The organism is Paeniglutamicibacter selenitireducens (assembly GCF_051550675.1).
Taxonomy (GTDB): Bacteria; Actinomycetota; Actinomycetes; order Actinomycetales; family Micrococcaceae; genus Paeniglutamicibacter.
Window position 1 is genome coordinate 251,839 of sequence record NZ_JBPULF010000003.1, and the last position, 17,319, is coordinate 269,157.

Annotated in this window: 16 protein-coding genes; 4 read left to right on the forward strand and 12 right to left on the reverse strand. The window is 68.4% G+C overall.

The window, feature by feature from the left end:
- Positions 1-50: 50 nt before the first annotated feature.
- Positions 51-611, reverse strand: coding sequence for a Dps family protein (locus ACSYDW_RS07915; protein WP_438338181.1), 561 nt, complete (start codon positions 609-611; stop codon positions 51-53).
- A 75-nt stretch (positions 612-686) separates the two neighbouring features.
- Entirely contained in the window at positions 687-1,118 is a 432-nt protein-coding gene (locus ACSYDW_RS07920; protein WP_438338182.1) for a hypothetical protein, read from the reverse strand.
- 215 nt (positions 1,119-1,333) lie between these two features.
- Here ACSYDW_RS07920 and ACSYDW_RS07925 point away from each other — a divergent pair, with 215 nt between their 5' ends.
- A complete protein-coding gene (locus tag ACSYDW_RS07925) occupies positions 1,334-2,863 on the forward strand; it encodes a sensor histidine kinase (protein WP_438338183.1) in 1,530 nt (509 codons plus the stop codon).
- Between the two features lie 5 nt (positions 2,864-2,868).
- Here ACSYDW_RS07925 and ACSYDW_RS07930 read toward each other — a convergent pair whose 3' ends face one another.
- The 6 genes from ACSYDW_RS07930 to ACSYDW_RS07955 all read right to left on the reverse strand — a co-directional run bounded on the left by ACSYDW_RS07930 (position 2,869) and on the right by ACSYDW_RS07955 (position 8,851).
- Positions 2,869-3,573 (reverse strand): response regulator, encoded by a 705-nt coding sequence (locus ACSYDW_RS07930; protein WP_438338184.1) that lies wholly within the window; start codon positions 3,571-3,573, stop codon positions 2,869-2,871.
- A gap of 50 nt (positions 3,574-3,623) precedes the next feature.
- Entirely contained in the window at positions 3,624-4,244 is a 621-nt protein-coding gene (locus ACSYDW_RS07935; protein ID WP_438338185.1) for a GNAT family N-acetyltransferase, read from the reverse strand.
- Positions 4,245-4,284: 40 nt separating this feature from the next.
- Positions 4,285-5,568 (reverse strand): HNH endonuclease, encoded by a 1,284-nt coding sequence (locus ACSYDW_RS07940; protein WP_438338186.1) that lies wholly within the window; start codon positions 5,566-5,568, stop codon positions 4,285-4,287.
- Positions 5,569-5,880: 312 nt separating this feature from the next.
- Positions 5,881-7,527: an ABC-F family ATP-binding cassette domain-containing protein gene (locus ACSYDW_RS07945; RefSeq protein WP_438338187.1), complete on the reverse strand. Its 1,647-nt coding sequence runs from the start codon at positions 7,525-7,527 to the stop codon at positions 5,881-5,883.
- A gap of 89 nt (positions 7,528-7,616) precedes the next feature.
- A complete protein-coding gene (locus ACSYDW_RS07950) occupies positions 7,617-8,525 on the reverse strand; it encodes a D-alanyl-D-alanine carboxypeptidase family protein (RefSeq protein WP_438338188.1) in 909 nt (302 codons plus the stop codon).
- Between the two features lie 116 nt (positions 8,526-8,641).
- Positions 8,642-8,851, reverse strand: a complete 210-nt coding sequence (locus ACSYDW_RS07955; protein ID WP_438338189.1) for a DUF4287 domain-containing protein — start codon at positions 8,849-8,851, stop codon at positions 8,642-8,644.
- A gap of 212 nt (positions 8,852-9,063) precedes the next feature.
- Between ACSYDW_RS07955 and ACSYDW_RS07960 the strand changes: the two genes are divergently transcribed.
- Together ACSYDW_RS07960 and ACSYDW_RS07965 are read left to right on the forward strand one after the other, a co-directional pair.
- The gene (locus ACSYDW_RS07960; RefSeq protein ID WP_438338190.1) at positions 9,064-9,429 is read left to right on the forward strand and encodes an SPW repeat domain-containing protein; all 366 of its coding nucleotides are present in this window, start codon (positions 9,064-9,066) and stop codon (positions 9,427-9,429) included.
- A gap of 78 nt (positions 9,430-9,507) precedes the next feature.
- The gene (locus tag ACSYDW_RS07965) at positions 9,508-10,017 is read left to right on the forward strand and encodes a GNAT family N-acetyltransferase (protein ID WP_438338191.1); all 510 of its coding nucleotides are present in this window, start codon (positions 9,508-9,510) and stop codon (positions 10,015-10,017) included.
- Between the two features lie 32 nt (positions 10,018-10,049).
- Here the strand turns inward: ACSYDW_RS07965 and ACSYDW_RS07970 are convergent, their stop codons facing one another.
- Together ACSYDW_RS07970 and ACSYDW_RS07975 are read right to left on the reverse strand one after the other, a co-directional pair.
- Complete coding sequence (locus tag ACSYDW_RS07970) at positions 10,050-10,502, reverse strand: MarR family winged helix-turn-helix transcriptional regulator (protein WP_438338192.1); 453 nt, start codon at positions 10,500-10,502, stop codon at positions 10,050-10,052.
- The gene (locus ACSYDW_RS07975) at positions 10,495-11,619 is read right to left on the reverse strand and encodes an LLM class flavin-dependent oxidoreductase (RefSeq protein ID WP_438338193.1); all 1,125 of its coding nucleotides are present in this window, start codon (positions 11,617-11,619) and stop codon (positions 10,495-10,497) included. Before ACSYDW_RS07975 ends, ACSYDW_RS07970 begins: the two co-directional genes overlap by 8 nt.
- Positions 11,620-11,768: 149 nt before the next feature.
- On the opposite strand from ACSYDW_RS07975, the gene ACSYDW_RS07980 reads away from it, so the two are divergent.
- Positions 11,769-13,292: an MFS transporter gene (locus ACSYDW_RS07980; protein ID WP_438338194.1), complete on the forward strand. Its 1,524-nt coding sequence runs from the start codon at positions 11,769-11,771 to the stop codon at positions 13,290-13,292.
- A gap of 23 nt (positions 13,293-13,315) precedes the next feature.
- On the opposite strand, the gene ACSYDW_RS07985 is transcribed toward ACSYDW_RS07980, so the two are convergent.
- Together ACSYDW_RS07985 and ACSYDW_RS07990 are read right to left on the reverse strand one after the other, a co-directional pair.
- Complete coding sequence (locus tag ACSYDW_RS07985; protein ID WP_438338195.1) at positions 13,316-13,768, reverse strand: pyridoxamine 5'-phosphate oxidase family protein; 453 nt, start codon at positions 13,766-13,768, stop codon at positions 13,316-13,318.
- Between the two features lie 140 nt (positions 13,769-13,908).
- Positions 13,909-17,250 carry an efflux RND transporter permease subunit gene (locus ACSYDW_RS07990; RefSeq protein WP_438338196.1) on the reverse strand — a complete coding sequence of 1,114 codons (3,342 nt, stop codon included), beginning with the start codon at positions 17,248-17,250 and terminating at the stop codon, positions 13,909-13,911.
- Between the last annotated feature and the right edge of the window lie 69 nt (positions 17,251-17,319).

Sequence of the window (17,319 nt, forward strand, 5' to 3'; positions counted from 1 at the left end):
GCCGCCGTCGGCCCCCGAGCCCTGGTGAACCGCCCTGGGGTCGGGAGCCCCTAGCGTGCCCTTGCCGCGGCGCCCTTTTCGGTGCGTGCCCCGGTATTGAGCAGCACCCCGCCGTCGTTCTCGAGATGGGCGCGGATGAACCACTGGAACTGCTCCAGCTCTGCGGTCTGGCCGATCAGCAGGTCCTCGGTGACGGGGTCCAGCCCGCCGACGTCGGCGATGCACTCGCGCATGCCCCCGATGACGCCGGAGAAGACCAGGTCAAGCGCCGCAAGGTGCTCGCCGGTGCCGGCCCTGTTGATCGAGTAGTCGTCCCAGCTGCGTTGCCTGACCAGGTCGCCGGGCAGGCCGTTGGGGGACACCCCCAGGGTCGCCATGCGCTCGGCGAGCGCGTCGACCATCAGCCGCACCGCGGCGACCTGCGGGTCGAGCATCTCGTGGACGCCGATGAAGTTGGGCCCCACCACGTTCCAGTGCGCGTGCTTGAGGGTCAGTTGCAGGTCGTTGAGCGCGTGCAGGCGCAACTGCAGGGCCTTGCCGACCTTCTGTCCGTCCTTGAGTTCCAGGCCGGGCACCGTGAATTGCGCCTTCGAGCCGTTGCTTGCCGACATGTCTTCCTCCTGCGGGTAGGCGCCAGGGAACCGCGGCGCGCATGGGTGTTGTTGGTTCGGATGTTGTTGGTTGGGTCAGCGCAGGTCGGGATCGACGCCCCGGGACTCGTAGCCGGCGTCGCCGGGGTCGTACGTGGGCTTGGGCATGGGCTCGATCCGGTGGGTGGCCCGCCACATGGCAGCGGCGCAGGCGGCGGCGATCAGGCAGGTGACGCCCAGGACCACCAACGCCCCGCGTGCCTTGGAGGGATGCGTGCCGTACTTCCGCTGGGCACTGGACAACGACCTGCCGATCGACTTCCTGGCACGCCTGGCCATCGCGTGGTTGCCGGTCACTGTGGCGAGCACGTCCTCCGAGGCGCGGGCGAGGCCCTCCGGGTCGATCCGGTCCACGATGCGGCGCAGCGAATCCTCGAGCTGTTGCGGGTACTCCTGCTTGGCCTTGCGTGACCAGCACTCGAGCCTCCTGGTGATGTCGTTCATCTGCTTTTCGGCATGTGTTGGCATGGCTGGCCCCTTCGCGCCTCGGCCGTGGGAATCTCCTCCTGTGGCAAACCTAGACTCATCGACCGCCCCGGGCAAGGAGCGGCGGGACGATCCACCCCGCAACGCGTTCGAACGTGTGTTCTATCGGCATTCGCCGTGCACCTTGCGCGCGACGTCCGGATGAGTAGTGTGGCGCATGGGGGAGCTGGCCGGGGACGGAAAGGGGATGGCACTTCATGTCCAAGCGCAGCGACGCCCGCATCCGCGAACTGCTCGCCTCGATGGCCGGCGTCAGCAGCGACCTCGACGTGGACACCGTGGCGCGGCGCCTGCTGGAGGAGGCGATGAAGATCTTCGGAGCCTCCGCCGGGCTGCTCGAACTCACCGACGCCACAGCCGCCGAGGGGCGCCTGGTGCGGGGCAAGGACGCGTCGGCACTGGACGGGGAAGCGGGGCGGGAGGAAGGCAGGCGCCTGCGCGTCGAACTGAAGACCCGCGACAGGCCCCTGGGCAGGCTCACCCTGGGACCCAAGAACGGGAAGGACCGCTACTCGCGCGTCGACCGCGGCCTGGCCGAGGCGCTCGCCGGGGCCGCCGGCGTCGCACTCGAGAACGCCCAGCTCTACCGGGACGCCGCTGACCGGGTGCGCTGGCTCGAGGCAAGCTCACGCATCGGGGAGCTGCTCGGCGGGGACGAGAGGCAACCGCGGGGGCTGGACGGCGTTGCCGAGCTGGCGTGCCGCGAGGCCCGGGCCAGGTACGGGCTGGTGCTCACCCCGGTGGACGAGGCGGGCGCCCCGCTGCACGCCTACCGGATCGCGGGCATCAGTGCCCAGGTGCACCCGAACCTTTCCGGACGCATCCTGCACGACGCCGGGCGGATCCTCGCCGGCTTCCGCGAACCCGACCCCCTCATCCTCCCTGGTCCGGAGCAGGTGCTGCCGCTGGGGGAGCTTTCCGATGGCGGGCACACGCTGCTCACCGAGCTCAGCGCCCACGGCACCCACTACGGGATCCTGGTGGCCGTCAGGGGGAAGGGGCAGCCGGCGTACCGCGCCGCCGAAACCCAGATGGCGGCGCTCTTCGGCTCCAACATCGCGCAGGGGCTAGGACTGGCGCGGATGCACCACCTGCATGAGGACCTCCGGCTGTACCTGGAACGCGAACGCATCGCCCGCGACCTGCACGACGTCGTCATCCAGCGCATCTTCGCCGCGGGCCTGAGCATCAGCGCCCTGGGCAAGCACCTGCCCACCGCCGCCACACGGGAACGCGCGGCAGGCATCACCCGGGAGCTGGACACCACCATCGCGGAGCTGCGCGCCACCATCTACTCGCTGCGCGCCGGCGCCGGGGAACGGGAGCTGCCCAGCAGCCGCATCCTGCGTGCCGTCCGGCTGGCCTGCGAACCGCTGGACTTCACCCCGCAGGTGCGCATCGGCGACGCCGTCGACGCCCTGGAGGACCAAACCCTGCTCACCGACCTGCTCGCCGTGGTCACCGAGTCGCTTTCCAATGCGGTGCGCCACTCCCGCGCCGGCTCCCTGGCCATCGACGTGTCGATCCGTCCGCTCCACGGACCGGAACCCACCGGCACCGCGCTGGTCCTCCACGTGGTCGACGACGGCATCGGCATCACCGGGCCCGTGGCCGAAAGCGGCGTGGCGAACATGCGCCAGCGCGCCCTCGAACGCGGCGGTGCCCTCGCGCTGGATCCGACGCCCGGAGGGGGAACCACGCTGCGCTGGAGCGTGCCGCTGAGCTAAGCGGCTCAGGTGCCGCCGTCGTTGGGACCGGCAGGCGGATGCGTCACGAACACCGCTGCCTGCGTCCGCGACTCGAACCCCAGCTTCGCCAGCATCGAGGACACGTAGTTCTTCACCGTCTTCTCCGCCAGGCGCATGCGCTCGCCGATCTGCCGGTTGCTCATGCCCTCGCCGACCAGCTCCAGCACCCGGCGTTCCTGCGTGGTGAGTGCGCCCATGCGCGGATCCGGGTTTTCGTGCGCGAACAACCCCGAGACAATCCGTTGCTTGAGCCCGGGGGTGAAGAGCGATTCGCCGCGTGCGGCCCGGCGCAGCGCGCCGATCAGGTCGGTGCCGCCGATCTGCTTGAGCACATAGCCGACGGCGCCGGCCAGCACCGCCCCGCGCAACGCCTGTTCGTCGTCGTAGCTGGTGAGGATCAGGCAATTCAGCGATCCGTCTATGGAGCGCACGTCCCGGCAGACCTCGATGCCGGTGCCGTCGGGCAGCCGCGCATCGAGCACCGAGACGTCAGGGCGCAGCGCCGGGATCTGTTTGCGGGCGTCCTTGGCGCTGCCGGAGGTGCCGACGACCTCGAAGCCCTCTCCCTCCAGCAGCTCGCGAAGCCCGCGGCGCACCAGCTCATGGTCGTCCAGAATGAAGACGCGGATGGGGGAGGCGTCCCCGGTTTCCGGGGCCGGCGGCGGGCCTGCTGCCGATACGTTGTCCATGACCCCCCGTTTCCCCTTCCCGATTCTTGTCCGGGTTTCACTCGGCACTCTCATTCTTGGGCGAACGGCCCGCTTCCGGCAAGGGGCCAAAGGCCTGTGCCGGATGTTCGCGACAGCTGTTCCTGCCAGGTCTGTCGGGTGATCTCGTACTCGACGTCACCATGTTCATCGCCCTCGATGTGCACCGGCCACTCGGCGTCGAAGTGCCGCGCAAGGCCCATTCCGGCCTTTTCCATGACTCGGCGGGAGGCAAGGTGGACAGCCATGGTGCTCGCGGTGATCCTGGTGGCGGGGGTGTTTTCGAACGTGTGGTCGATCAGCGCCCGGGATCCTTCTGTGGCTAGCCCCTCGCCCCAGCAGGCCCGCCGCAACCGGTAGCCCAGTTCCGGTTCGGTCTCCGGTCTGCCGGGCTCGGGGCGCAGGTGGAACCAGCCGAGGAATTCCTGCGTCGCCCTCCTGTGTGCCGCCCAGAATCCAAGGTGCTTCGATTCCCGGTGGTAGGCCAGGAAGGCGGGAAGCTGCTCGGCGACCACTTCTGCGCGGGACGTGGGAATCCCGTTGCTGATGTAGTGCATGACAGCGGGGTCGGAGTCGAGCGCCACCAAGAGGTCAGCGTCGTTTTCGGTGAACTCGCGCATGACAAGGCGGGTTGTTTGCAACAGGATTCCCATGCCTCATTGTGCGCCGTGCACACATCCGGTGCCACGGGAATCAGGAAGAATTCGAAGTCTCGCCCAGCGATGTTCCGGGCAACGGGGGAGCCATGGACGAGTAGGTGAACCCGTAGGGGGTCTCCACCTCGATGGTGTGCCGAAGCCCCGGAACCACCCGTTCCTTCCAGCCATCGAGTTCCTTGGTGAGATTGCACCGCCGGCATCTTCCGTTGCCGTTGAATTCGCTGGTCGGGCCTCCGAGTGCGTGCTGGAGAACGTGGTCCATGTGCTTGATCGGCGCGTTGCAGTACGGTGTGCGGCAGATCTGGTCCCTGATGGTGATGAAATGCCTGAGCGCGATCGGGAATTGCCGTTGCCTGGAGTCCATGCCTACAAGTTGACCCGTCCCGGGTGCCGTGTAGAGCCGAACCAGGGAAAAAGCGGCCTTCGAAAGGAAGCAATCACGCTGGTTGCCGCCGGCAATCAGGGCCCGTGCCCAGCTGGCGGGGACGGTTCCGTACCCGTCAAGGTAAGCGGGTTCGCTTTCGCCCTGGAACAGCGTCCTGTCCGTCATCACGAGATTGACCAAGACCTTGGTGCTGCACTTCTCGGGTCCGCCGGTGATTCGTTCAACGGCGAGATCGCACCGGAGCTGGTCCAGGGTCCGTTCGTCGCCAGAACTTTTTAGTTGCTGTGCCGCGGCTTCGAGGGCCTGCTTGAGGGCAAGCCCCTGCTCGACCGGGAGGGATCCATGGATGGTCATGGTTCCCTCCCGCGAGTTGAACACGGAGAAATGCCGCTTGCGCTTGGCTTCGGCCAGGGTGGTGACAGTGTCCCTCGAATCGAAGGTGTACGCGAGTTTCTTGGCGAGGTTTGCGAGTTCCTTGGTGCCCATTCCGTCGATTCGACGGGGGTCCTTGAGCAGCTCCTCGTCGACGAGATGTCGGTCTTCGCTGGTCAGGTCCGCCGTTTCGGTGGCAATGACCATGGCTTGCTGCTCCGAAATCCTGCCTTCTGCCAGCGCGCCGAGTGTGTACGGAAGTTCCAGGATGAGTTGCTTGGAGAACTTGAGGTAGCGGTTGCCGGCGTCCGGCGACTCGTGGCGGGCCAGTGCCAGCTGGCTGCCGGCTCCGTAGTTGGGGGTCGAACGGTACTTGTCCAGCTCGCGGTGTCGCGAGATGACTTGGGCTTCGAACAGTGTGGCTGCCATGGCCTCCACCGAGGCAATGGTTGACTTCAAAGCCTCAAGTGCGTGGAAGACTTCGATGAGCCCGTGGGCATCGAGATCGAGGTTCAGGTCGAGGATGGCTTTGCCCATCTGTTCCACGGAGCCGAAGTCCATCGTGGAAATGTTCGGCGGGGTTGTGGAGCCCGCATTCGAAGGGGCTCCGACACCCTCTTCGCTGAGGGGTTCGAGAGCGCAATTACCTGAAGTAATTTCTTCGAACATATATCCATTGTACGTCTCGATGGAACGCATGTGAAGGGATTACTTTGCTTCAATTCTGATCAAATGGCCTAGTCAAGTGCGATATGTGGTTGTCCACAATGCGCTGCCGAGGGCTTGACGACACCCCGAATAGTTGCACAAAAGGGCTTGGTCCGCTCGCGGGGAACCGCGCGCGGACCAAGCATCAATAGCTGAAACAGAATGTCAGGAATTTACCCCGATGCTGACCTTGCCGTTCTCGACCAGCCAATGCGCATCGAGGCGGACGTTGTCCAGCAGGCGGCGGTCGTGGGTCACGAGCAGCAATGCCCCCTCGTAGGATTCCAATGCCTCCTCCAGCTGTTCGATGGCCGGGAGGTCGAGGTGGTTTGTCGGCTCGTCGAGCACCAGCAGGTTGACCCCGCGAGCCTGAAGCAGGGCCAGGCCGGACCTGGTGCGTTCGCCGGGGGACAGGTCGCGGACCAGCGATGCGGTCTGGTGCGCCTTGAGGCCGAACTTCGCCAAAAGTGTGCGGGCGTCGGCCGGCGACATCTCCGGGACTGCCGCCTCGAACGCGTCGCCCAGGGCTGCGTCCTCGCCCAGGTAGCTGCGTGCCTGGTCGATCTCGCCGATCGCCACCGAGGACCCCAGCGATGCGGTGCCGGCATCCGGGGCCAGGTGGCCAAGCAGCAGGTTCAGCAGGGTGGACTTGCCGGCACCGTTGGGGCCCGTGATGCCAATCCGATCCCCGGCGTTGACCTGGGCGGAGACGGGACCGAACGTGAAGTCCCCGCGCGTGATGGAGGCGTCGTTGAGCGTCGAGACGACGGTTGAGCCGCGTGGTGCCGCGGCGATCTGGAACTGCAGCACCCATTCCTTGCGCGGCTCGACGACCTCTTCGAGCCGCGCGATGCGGGATTCCATTTGGCGCACTTTCTGCGCCTGCTTCTCCGAGGACTCGTTGGAGGCCTTGCGGCGCAGCTTGTCGTTGTCGGGGTTCTTCTTCATGGCGTTGCGCACGCCCTGGGAGGACCACTCGCGCTGGGTGCGGGCGCGCGAGACGAGGTCCGCCTTCTTGTCGGCGAATTCGTCGTACGCCTCGCGGGCGTGCCGGCGGTTGATGGCGCGCTCCTCCAGGTAGGAGTCGTAGCCGCCGTCGTAGACCGCCACCTGGTTCTGCGCCAGGTCCAGTTCGACGATGCGGGTCACGCAGCGGGCCAGGAACTCGCGGTCGTGGGAGACCAGCACGACGCCGGTGCGCAGCGAGGACACGAAGGACTCCAGGCGTTCGAGCCCCGCCAGGTCCAGGTCGTTCGTCGGCTCGTCCAGCAGCACCAGGTCGAAGCGGGAAAGCAGCAGCGCGGCAAGCGCCACGCGGGCCACCTGGCCGCCGGAGAGCGCCGTCATCAGGGTGTCGGTGGGCAGCTCGAATCCTAGTTCCGCGAGCGTCGCCGGCGCGCGGTCCTCAAGGTCCATGGCGCCTGAGGCCATCCAGTGGTCGAACGCCGCGGCGTAGGCGTCGTCGGCGCCCGGGGCCCCGGACCCCAGTGCCTCCGCCGAGGATTCCATGGCGGAGGTCGCCTGGGCGCACCCGGTCCGGCGGGCCAGGTAGGCCTCGATGGTCTCGCCCTCGATGCGCTCGTGCTCCTGCGGCAGCCACCCGATGAACGCGCCGTCCGGTGCCGAGGAGACGGTGCCGCCCAGCGGCTCGTCGACGCCGGCCAGCAGGCGCAGCAGCGTCGACTTCCCGGCGCCGTTGGCGCCCACCACGCCTATCACGTCGCCGGGGGAGACGGTGAAGTTCAGCTTGGAAAACAGGGTTCGGTGGGCGTGGCCACCGGCAAGGTCCTTGGCCACGAGTGTTGCAGTCATGTACCCAGTTTAGTTTCCCGCGGGCACTCGCCCGGCATCGGCTCCGGCGCCCCGCTCCGTACCAGTGGAACTGCGGGGCGGGCCGTGGGTCAGCGCAGGTACTGGGAGCTCATCCAGCCGGTCTTGGACCCGACCTTCACCTGGAACCAGATGCCGGAGCCCTTGCCGGTCAGCTTGACCCGGGTGCCCTTGGGGACGCGGGCCAGCTGGGCCGAGGCCGTGGTGGCGCTGCGGCGGAGGTTCACCTTGGTGGTGGTGGTCTTGGTGGTGGCCGCGACGCCGTAGTAGTGCTCCAGCGTCTTGGTCTTCTTCTGGGTCATGGCGCGGGCCTGCGTGGTACCGACGTAGCGGAAGTGCCACGGTTCGTAGTTGTAACCGGTGATCGCTTCCTGGTTCTTGGGGTAGCGCAGCACGAAGCCGTACTTGGGTGCGTTCCGGCCCATCCACCGGCCAACCGGCGTGGTGGCGAAGCAATCCTGCAGCGCACATTTCCTGTTGAAGTTTCCGACGTCCAGGCTCAGCCCGGTCTGGTGCTCCGAGGTTCCGGGCTTCGCGGCGAGGCGCAGCGCTGTCTCTTCCCCGTACCAGCGGGTGTAGTCCTCGACGATCCGCTTTTGCGACGTGTAGGACCGGTAGCCGGAGGTGAGCTTGATGTTCACCCCGTCCCTTTTCGCTGCCGCCGCAAGTTTCTTGTAGGCGGTGGCGGTCCTGGTCTCCAGCTTGATGCCGCCGGTGCCCGGGATCGTTGTGGTCCTTGGCGCGTAGGTCTTGGGAGCCAGCGGGTAGGCCTTGTTGACCAACACGTTCACGTTCTTCGGGTTCCGCGGCGGGGAGGACTTCTTGGCCAGCTGCGGGGCCAGCGTCAGGGCTGCGGGGGAAATCGCCGGCGCGGCAACGGGGGCCGAAGCGGATGCCGGTGCCGCGGCGCCGCCGAATCCAAGCGTCAGGGAAAGTGCGGCAGTTGCCAGCACGGCAGGTGCCCTCAGGTTTTTTCGCATGGGGTCTTTCGGGTTCCGTTCGCTCGAGGATGCCCGGCCGTCGCCGAGCGGCGTGCCGTGGGCACCATCTTATCCACAATCGGTGGCGAAAACCCCGCGACGCGGTCCGGTGCCGGTCAGGCCTGGTGTTCGGCCCGGTAGACGTGGACGAGTGCGTTTGCATGCCCGTGGCCGATTCCGTGCTCCGATTTCAGCCAGTTGACCTGCTCCAGGTGCTTTTGCCCGGCGACCGAGTCCAGCAGGCCCATCCAGTGCTCGATGGGCTGGCCGTAGGTCGTTTCGATCGACGGGAAGTAGGACTTGGGGCCCTTGGGTGCATCGCTCATGGGTCCATCCCAGCATGCGGCGGCTACTCCCGCAAGGTCCCGGGGCCGGCCGGGAGGCGGTGCCGGTGACTTTGTACCCTGTCGGTGCCCGTGGCGCGGGAGCAGGATGGGAGTAGCCGGTGGACGGATGCGGGCCGCGCGGATGTGCCCCGCCCGAGGTGTCCGCCGCAGCCCGAACGGGCGACGGGATGGAAGGCAAGGAGACCTGGGCCATGAAGCGGTTTACTGGATGGCAGAACTGGTTGGTGGTGGCCTGCGGCGTCTACACGCTGCTTGCCATGACCTGGACCACCGCGATGGGGATGTCCACCGCGTACATGACGGCCGGTGGCATCGCCCTGATTGTGGTGGGCGCCGTCAATCTGGCGATGCCGGGGATGCCCGCCGCCGAATGGGTGCAGATGGTTGTGGCCCTGCTGGTGGTAGCGGCCCCGTGGATGGGCAGCTTCGCCTCCGGCATGCCGGGCGTCGCCTGGAACACCTGGATTCCGGGAGTGGTGGCACTGGCGGCCACGGGCATGGCGGTCAAGCCGGCGATGCGCGAATACCACGAGCACCACCACGCGACATCACACTAGGAGAACACGACAGCGGTGCGGGGCCCGGCCGAGTTGGTCGGGCCCTGCTCCACGCCACGGCGCTACCCTTGAAGGATGTTGCTGCGCACCGAAACCCCAGATGACCGCGCCCGGATCCGTGAGCTGACGGTCCAGGCGTTTGCCGATCCCGAGAACGACGCCGAGCCCGGCGAGGCCGCGCTGCTGGATGCCCTCTTCGAATGCGGGGAGTACCTGGAGGAGTTCTCTGTGGTCGCAGAGGTCGACGGGACCATCGTCGGCCACGTGATAGCGACCCGCGGCTGGGTGGACGGCGATATCCCGCTGCTGGGGCTGGGGCCGATCTCGGTGGCACCCGAACACCAGGGCAAGGGCATCGGGGCCGCGCTGCTGGCCGAGATCCGCAACCGGGCCTCCGCCGCCGGGGAGCGCGCCATCGTCCTGCTCGGCCACACCGGCTACTACCCGCGCTTCGGCTACGTCCCGGCCATCCCGGAGGGCCTGCTGCCCTCTGACCCCTCGTGGGGGGACCACTTCATGGTGCTGGCGCTTGAGGGACACAGTGTGCCGCGGGGGACGTTCAGGTACGCGTCGCCGTTCGGGGTCTGAAACCGCCGGCCGGGGACGGGGCCCTTCCCCGGCTACCCGGCCTCGACGTGGTTGCGCAGCCGGGTGCTCAGCCGGGTGAGCTGCGCGAACTCCTCGGCCGAGAGCGCGTCGCCGATCAGCGCGTGGATGCCCTTGACGTGCTCGCGGCCGATCTCCTTTTGCAGCTTGGCACCGGCGTCGGTCAGCGTGAAAAGCACCGCCCGCTGGTCGGTGGGGTCCGGCTGGCGGGTGACCAGGCCCTTGGCCTCCAGCCGGTCGGCCATGCGGCTGAGGCTCGGCTGCGAAATGAGCAGGTGCTGGTTCAGGTCCGAGAGCCGGCTGGAGCCCGAAGGGCAGCGGGAGAGGTTGAAGAGCACGTCGTATTCGCGGGTGCTCAGCAGCTTGAACTCCGGCAGCTTCTGGAGTTTGCGCATCACCGAGACCTGCGCCCGGAAGAGCGACTCCCAGGCCGCGTTCGAGTCGCGCAGCGAGGCCGGATCAGGCATGGGTGCCGTCCCCGGCGTCGGCCGTGGTTGCCGCGGCGAGCTTGGCGTCCCGGGCGGCGACGCGGTTGGCGTGGGTCGGTGCTTCCGGGTGGTCGGCGGGCCGGCGGGCGTCGAGCTCCTTGCGCAGCTCCGGCAGCACGTACTCGCCGAAGAGGTCGAGCTGCTCCAGCACCGTCTTGACCGGCAGGCCCGCGTGGTCGACCAGGAAGAGCTGGCGGTGGTAGTTGCCGAACGCCTCCTGGAAGGTCAGGGTCTTCTCGATCATTTCCTGCGGCGAGCCGACGGTCAGCGGGGTCTGCTCCATGAAGTCCTCCATGGAGGGGCCGTGGCCGTAGACCGGAGCGTTGTTGAAGTAGGGGCGGAACTCGTTCTTCGCGTCCTGGGAGTTCTTGCGGATGAAGAACTGGCCGCCGAGGCCGACGACCGCCTGGTCGGCGCGGCCGTGGCCGTAGTGCTCGTAGCGTTCGCGGTAGAGGCCGATCAGCTGCTGGTAGTGCTCCTTGGGCCAGAAGATGTTGTTGGCGAAGAAGCCGTCGCCGTAGTAGGCGGCGATCTCGGCGACCTGCGGGGTGCGGATCGAGCCGTGCCAGACGAACGGGGCCACGCCGTCCAGCGGGCGCGGGGTCGAGGTGAAGTTCTGCAGCGGGGTGCGGTACTTGCCCTCCCAGTTCACGACGTCCTCGTCCCAGAGGCGTCGCAGCAGGTTGTAGTTCTCCACCGTCAGGTTCACCGAGTCCTGCATGTTCTTGCCAAACCAGGGGTAGACCGGGGCGGTGTTGCCGCGGCCCAGCACCAGGTCCACGCGGCCGCCGGCGAGGTTCTGCAGCATCGCGAAGTCCTCGGCGATCTTCACCGGGTCGTTGGTGGTGATCAGGGTGGTGGCCGTGGAGAGGATCAGCTTCTCGGTCTGCGCCGCGATGTACGCCAGCGTGGTGGTGGGGGAGGAGGAGAAGAACGGGCGGTTGTGGTGCTCGCCGATGGCGAAGACGTCCATCCCGACCTCTTCGGTCTTCTTGGCGATGGCGACGATGTCGTCGATGCGCTGCTTCTCGCTCGGGGTGTTGCCGGTGACGGGGTTGCGGGTGACGTCGCTGACGCTGAAGATGCCGAACTGCATTCTTGCCTCCTGGGCTGTGGTGTGGCTACTCCCCATGGTGTCATGGTTTGTATGCATTTGCATGTAATAGCGGTGCGGGCGCCGAAATAATTCCCGCCCGCACCTGTGGGGTGCCTCACCCGCGGGAGGGATCGCGGTAGAGTCCGCCTATGGACCACTCGCCCACCCCGCCCGCACGTCCCGCGGACCTTGCCGCCCGGGCCCCGGTGCGCTTCCGCGCCGTCGCCTCGATCGTCGGATTCCTGGCCCTGGTGGAGATCACCAGCGGCATCTTGCAGGGCTACTACACGCCGCTGATGACGGACATCGCCCGGCACCTGGGTATCCACGACGCCGACGTGAACTGGTTCGAGGCCGCCCAGCTGATGGTCTCCGCGCTGGCCGTGCCGCTGCTGGCATCGCTCGGGGACATCTTCGGGCACAAGCGCATGCTGCTTGTCTCGGCGATCGTCACGGCCGCGGCGTCCTGGGCCGTGGTGTTCGCCGGGTCCTTCACCACCTTCCTTCTCGCGTGGGCGCTCCAGGGGTTCTACGCGGTGTGGCTGCCGCTGGAAATCGCCATTGTCTTCTCCCGTGCGCGCAAGCTCGGCGCCCCGGGGCCGACCACGCGGCGGGCCGCCGGCCTGCTGGTCGGAGCGCTGGAGCTCGGGGTCATCGGCGGCGCCCTGGCCGGCGGCGCGCTGATCGGGCTCTTCGGCGGGAACCTGGCGCCGACCCTGGTGGTCCCCGCCGTCGCCACGACGCTGTGCATCTTCGCCGTGGGGTTCGGCGTGCCCGACGACGGGGTGCGCAACGGGGCGCGGATCGACGGCGGCGGGTTCGGCTACCTGGCCGTGGGCCTGCTGCTGCTGACCAGCGGGTTGAGCTTCCTGCGCATCAACGGCCCGGCCAGTCCGCTGGTCTGGGGCTGCCTGGTGGTGGGGCTCGGGGTGCTGTACGTGTTCTACAGGCACGAAAACAAGCAGGACGACCCGCTGATCGACTTCAAGGTGCTCTTCGCGCGCTCCATGTGGCCGCTGCAGCTCACCGCGGGGCTTTTCGGCGTTTCGGTGCTCGGCGCGCAGATCCCCATGAGCACGTTCGCGCGCACCGACCCGGCGGCCAACGGCTACGGGCTGGGCCTGGGTGCCTCGGGGGTCTCGGTCATCATCGGGGCCTACGTCCTCTCGCTGCTGCTCGGTGCGCTCCTTTTCCCAGCGGGCGCCCGCTTGATGGGCACCCGGGGGACGCTTGTCGCGGCGAGTGCGCTGGTGGGCGCCGGGTACCTGATGTTCCTGCCGATGCACGGATCGCTGACCCAGGTGCTCACCAACATGGTGGTGGCCGGGCTCGGTTCCGGGGCCCTTGTAGCCGCGCTTCCGGCGGCCGCGGCCGCCGCTGCGCCGTTCCACCGGACGGGCATGGCCACGGGGCTGACCAACGCCGTCAAGACGATCGGCGGATCGTTCGCCTCGGCGGTGTTCGGGCTGGCGCTGGTCGGGCAGGCCGCGGGTGCCGCGGGCGCGGGAGGTGGAGAGGACTTTGCCGCACCGCTGGCCGGGTACATGGTGGTGTGGGGGATCTGCGGCGGAACCGCCATCGTGTGCGCCCTGGCGCTGCTGGCCGTCCCGCGCGGCGCGCTGGGGGATGCCGCGGTTGGCGCTTCGCACCCATCGGGCCGGGTGGAAGGATAGCCGGAACCGGGTGGTGCGCCGGCTCAGCCGTGTTTCATGTTCTTCCACCAGACGCCCGGGTCTGCCACGCGGAAGCGGCGGCCCGTGACGCTGGCCGGCACGATCCGCACGAACTGGTCCTTCGGGCCGGGTTCCCACGGGAAGAGCATGAGCGAGAACGAGTCGATGACGTCCTCGATCCCCTGGAACAGCTCCACGGTGCCTTCGACCATGACCGACCAGGCGATGCCTGTCTCCTGGTCGACGCCGTCGGCCTCGAACGCGACGTTGGGTTGCAGCCGCATCACGTCGAGCTTGTTTCCCGGGCCGGTGCGGAAGACGACGGTGCCGTGGTCGACGGTGAAGTTGATGGGGAAGATCCGCGGCTGGTCACCGTGGCTGACGGCCAGGTGCCCGAGCGAGACGCCGCGCAGCTGCTCCCAGCACTGGTGTGCCTCGAGGATTTCGGTCTCCGGGTGGTGCTCTGTTTTCTCCATGGCACGAGCGTACGACGGAGTCGGGCGCCGTGGCCAGAGCGGGTTTTTCGCGGTCCGCACCGGCGTCCCCGTGTGGACCGGCGGGGAAAACGGCAAGGGCCGCACCCCGGGGAGGCGGTGCGGCCCTTGCGTGCGGGCGCTCAGGCCAGCGGCCCGTGCTGCCCCTCCTCGACTTCCTTGCGTTCGCGGCGGGTCAGCGGGATCGATCCGGTCGCCGGGTTGATCAGCGTGCCCGGCGGGTAGGCGCCGGTGGCGCTGACCGGCGGCGGAACCGCGCCCATGCTGTTGGTGTCGGCCTTGGTGCCCGAGGACCCGTAGACCGGGACCTTGGTGGCCTGGTCCATCGCCTTGATCAGGTCGCTGGTGGAGGTGGCAGGGCCGCCGGGGGTGCGGCGCTTGTCCGCCCGGCGCGCCTCGCGGCGTTCCTTGGCGCCCTCCACCAGGCGGTAGAGCACCGGGACAAGGACCAGGGTCAGCGCCGTTGAGGAGACAAGGCCGCCGATGACCACCACGGCCAGCGGCTGGGAGATGAACCCGCCGCCGCCGGTGAGCCCCAGCGCCATCGGGACCAGGGCGAAGATCGTGGCGGCCGCCGTCATCAGGATCGGGCGCAGGCGCTGCCGGGCGCCGTGGTGGATGGCCTCCTGCAGGCCCATCGCCGCACGGCCCGGGGCCGCGAGCCGGTACTGGTTGATCAGGTCGATCAGCACGATCGCGTTGGTGACGACGATGCCCACCAGCATCAGCATGCCGATCAGCGAGGGCAGCCCCAGCGGGACGCCGGTGAGCAGCAGCAGGCCAATCGCGCCGGTGGCGGCGAACGGCACGGAAACCAGCAGGATCAGCGGCTGCACCAACGACTTGAACGTGGCAACCATGACCACGTAGACGATGGCGACGGCGGCCAACAGCGCCAGGTACAGCTGGGCGAAGGACTCGGCCTGCTGGGTGGCGGCGCCGCCGAGCTCGGCGGTGGTGCCCGCCGGCAGTTCCAGCGCGTCCAGCCGCTTGGAGACCTCCGCGGAGACGGAGCCCAGGTCGTTCTCGCCCGGGGTGATGGACACCGTCGCAATGCGGTCGCCGTTAGAGGAGGTGATGGTGGCGGGGGACTCGGTGCGTTCCACGGTTGCCACCTCGCCCAGCTTCACCGGGCCTCCGGGGGTCGGCAGCGCCAGGTCGCGCAGCTGGTTCAGCGACGTCAGGTCCGTGCCCTCGCCGATGCGCACCGGGTAGTCGGTGTAGCCCACGCGCACCGTGCCGGCGGGGATGGGGGAGATGGTGCCGGCGGCAAGCGCGCCGATCTGCGCCTCGGAAAGCCCGGCCTTGGCGGCCTTCACACGGTCCACCGTGACGGAGACCTGCGGGCGGGCCTCGGAGAGGTTGTCCACGACCCCCGTGGCGCCGGGGATGCCGGCCATCGCCTTCACCGTGGCGTCGGTGGCCTCGGTGAGCAGTTCGGGGGTGGGCGCGCCGACCTGGAGGGTCACGTCGCTGGTGCCGCCCATGCCGCCCTCGGATCCGGAGATCGTGATCACGGCGTCCTTGGCCAGCGGTTCGACGGCCGTGCGGGCCGCGTCCATGATGGTCTGCTGGTCGGCCTTGGCGTCGGTCATCACGGTGAAGCTCGCGGTGTCCGAGCCTCCGGCCAGGAAGGAGGCGAAACTGCCCGAGGGCGTGCCCACGGTCATCTGCACGTCCTGCACCCCGGGGACCTCGCGCAGCACCTTCTCGACGGGTTCGGCGGCCTTCAGCGTTGTCTCAAGCGAGGAGCCGGCCGGCAGGGACTGCGTGGCGGAGAAGGTGTTCTGGCCGGTGCCGCCGAGCAGGTTGGTGGGAACCAGCGGGACCATGGCCACGGTGCCGGCCAGGATCGCCACGGAGGCCAGCAGCGTGATGACCGGGTGGCGCTGGGTGCCGCGCAGCACCGGCGCGTAGCCGCGCTGCAGCCAGGAGTTGCGTTCCTTGGCCTCGGCCGCCGCGCGGGCCGCATCGCGGTCCACGGCGCCGGGCTGGGATTGCCCCAGGAACCAGTACGCCAGCACCGGGACGATCGTCAGGGACACCAGCAGCGAGGCCAGCAGCGCAATGGTCACGGTGAGCGCGAAGGGGCGGAAGAGCTCCCCGGCCATGCCGCCGACCAGCGCCACCGGGAGGAACACCGCCACGGTGGTGAGCGTCGCGGCCGTGACCGCGGTGGCGACCTCGCGCACCGCGGTGGTGATCGCTGTCTTCTTGTCCTCGCCGTAGGCCAGGTGGCGCTTGATGTTCTCGATGACGACGATCGAGTCGTCGACCACGCGGCCGATCGAGATGGTCAGCGCGCCCAGAGTCAGCATGTTCAGCGAGTAGCCGCCGACGCGCAGCCCGATGAACGTGACAAGCAGGGAGAGCGGGATGGAGATCGCCGTGACAAGCGTGGAGCGCACGGAGAAGAGGAAGATGAGGATGACGACGACGGCGAAGCCCAGGCCCAGCAGGCCCTCGACGGTGAGGTCGTGGATGGATTGCTCGATGAACGGGGCCTGGTCGAAGACCGTGGTGAACGTGGCGCCGTCGCCCAGCTGCGCGGCGAGCTCCGGGAGCATGGCGTTCACGGCGTGGGAGATGCCCACGGTGTCCCCGTCGGGCTTCTTCGTCACGGAGACCGCGAGGGTCTCGACGCCGTTGGTGCGCGTCACGGAGGTTGCGGCGTCGTCCTGCATCTTCACCGTGGCCAGCTCGGAGACCTTGACCACGCCGGAGGAGCCCTTGAGCGGCAGGTCCTTCACGGCCTTGAGCGAGTCGACGGGGGAGCCGCTTGTCACAGGCAGGTCGAGCCCGCCGGTCTCCAGCCGGCCCACCGGCATCAGGCCGGAGCCCTCCTCGATGGCGTCCTTCAGGTCGTTGACGGTGAGCTTCTCGGCGGCGAGTTTCTTGGCGTCGGGCAGCACGGCGATGTGCTGGGAGGTGCCGCCGGAGACCTCCGCGGTGCGCACGCCCTCCACCTTGGAGAGTTTGGGCAGCACCAGGCGCTCGACGTCGGCGCGCAGCGTGTTCAGGTCACCGTCGCCGGCCACCGCCAGGTAGACGATCGGGAAGTCGGAGATGGAGCCGGCGAAGGCCGAAGGCTCGACGTCCTGCGGCAGCGTGGCCTTGGCGTTGGAGATGGCCTTGTCCACCTGGGCGCGCGCGCGGTCGAGGTCGGTGCCGTAGGCGAAGGACAGCGAGACGGTGGTGAAGCCGGTCTGCGAGGTCGAGGTGGAGGACTCGAGGCCCTCCACGGCCTGCAGCGCTCCCTCCAGCGGCTGGGCGACCTGCTTGTCGATGACCTCCGGGGAGGCACCGGGCTGGGAGGCGACGACCGAGATCCGCGGGAACTCCAGCGAGGGGATCAGTTCCTGCTTGAGTTGCCCCATGGTGATCACGCCGAAGACCGCGACGAACACGGTGATCAACGCGATCAGGGCGCGGTTGCCCAGGGAGAGTGCGGCCAGCCGATGCATCTGCCATCCTTGTGAATTCGTGGTGTGTGGTTGTGCGCTCCCACCACTCTATCGACCCGGCACGCCCCA

Bases quoted from the DNA above. Each gene is read 5' to 3' on its own strand.
- ACSYDW_RS07955 (WP_438338189.1), bottom strand. From the start codon at position 8,851: ATGAGCGATGCACCCAAGGGCCCCAAGTCCTACTTCCCGTCGATCGAA.
- ACSYDW_RS07940 (WP_438338186.1), bottom strand. From the start codon at position 5,568: ATGGACTTCGGCTCCGTGGAACAGATGGGCAAAGCCATCCTCGACCTG.
- ACSYDW_RS07945 (WP_438338187.1), bottom strand. From the start codon at position 7,527: ATGACTGCAACACTCGTGGCCAAGGACCTTGCCGGTGGCCACGCCCAC.
- ACSYDW_RS07915 (WP_438338181.1), bottom strand. From the start codon at position 611: ATGTCGGCAAGCAACGGCTCGAAGGCGCAATTCACGGTGCCCGGCCTG.
- ACSYDW_RS07970 (WP_438338192.1), bottom strand. From the start codon at position 10,502: ATGCCTGATCCGGCCTCGCTGCGCGACTCGAACGCGGCCTGGGAGTCG.
- ACSYDW_RS07925 (WP_438338183.1), top strand. From the start codon at position 1,334: ATGTCCAAGCGCAGCGACGCCCGCATCCGCGAACTGCTCGCCTCGATG.
- ACSYDW_RS07930 (WP_438338184.1), bottom strand. From the start codon at position 3,573: ATGGACAACGTATCGGCAGCAGGCCCGCCGCCGGCCCCGGAAACCGGG.
- ACSYDW_RS07975 (WP_438338193.1), bottom strand. From the start codon at position 11,619: ATGCAGTTCGGCATCTTCAGCGTCAGCGACGTCACCCGCAACCCCGTC.
- ACSYDW_RS07960 (WP_438338190.1), top strand. From the start codon at position 9,064: ATGAAGCGGTTTACTGGATGGCAGAACTGGTTGGTGGTGGCCTGCGGC.
- ACSYDW_RS07920 (WP_438338182.1), bottom strand. From the start codon at position 1,118: ATGCCAACACATGCCGAAAAGCAGATGAACGACATCACCAGGAGGCTC.
- ACSYDW_RS07990 (WP_438338196.1), bottom strand. From the start codon at position 17,250: ATGCATCGGCTGGCCGCACTCTCCCTGGGCAACCGCGCCCTGATCGCG.
- ACSYDW_RS07935 (WP_438338185.1), bottom strand. From the start codon at position 4,244: ATGGGAATCCTGTTGCAAACAACCCGCCTTGTCATGCGCGAGTTCACC.
- ACSYDW_RS07985 (WP_438338195.1), bottom strand. From the start codon at position 13,768: ATGGAGAAAACAGAGCACCACCCGGAGACCGAAATCCTCGAGGCACAC.
- ACSYDW_RS07950 (WP_438338188.1), bottom strand. From the start codon at position 8,525: ATGCGAAAAAACCTGAGGGCACCTGCCGTGCTGGCAACTGCCGCACTT.
- ACSYDW_RS07980 (WP_438338194.1), top strand. From the start codon at position 11,769: ATGGACCACTCGCCCACCCCGCCCGCACGTCCCGCGGACCTTGCCGCC.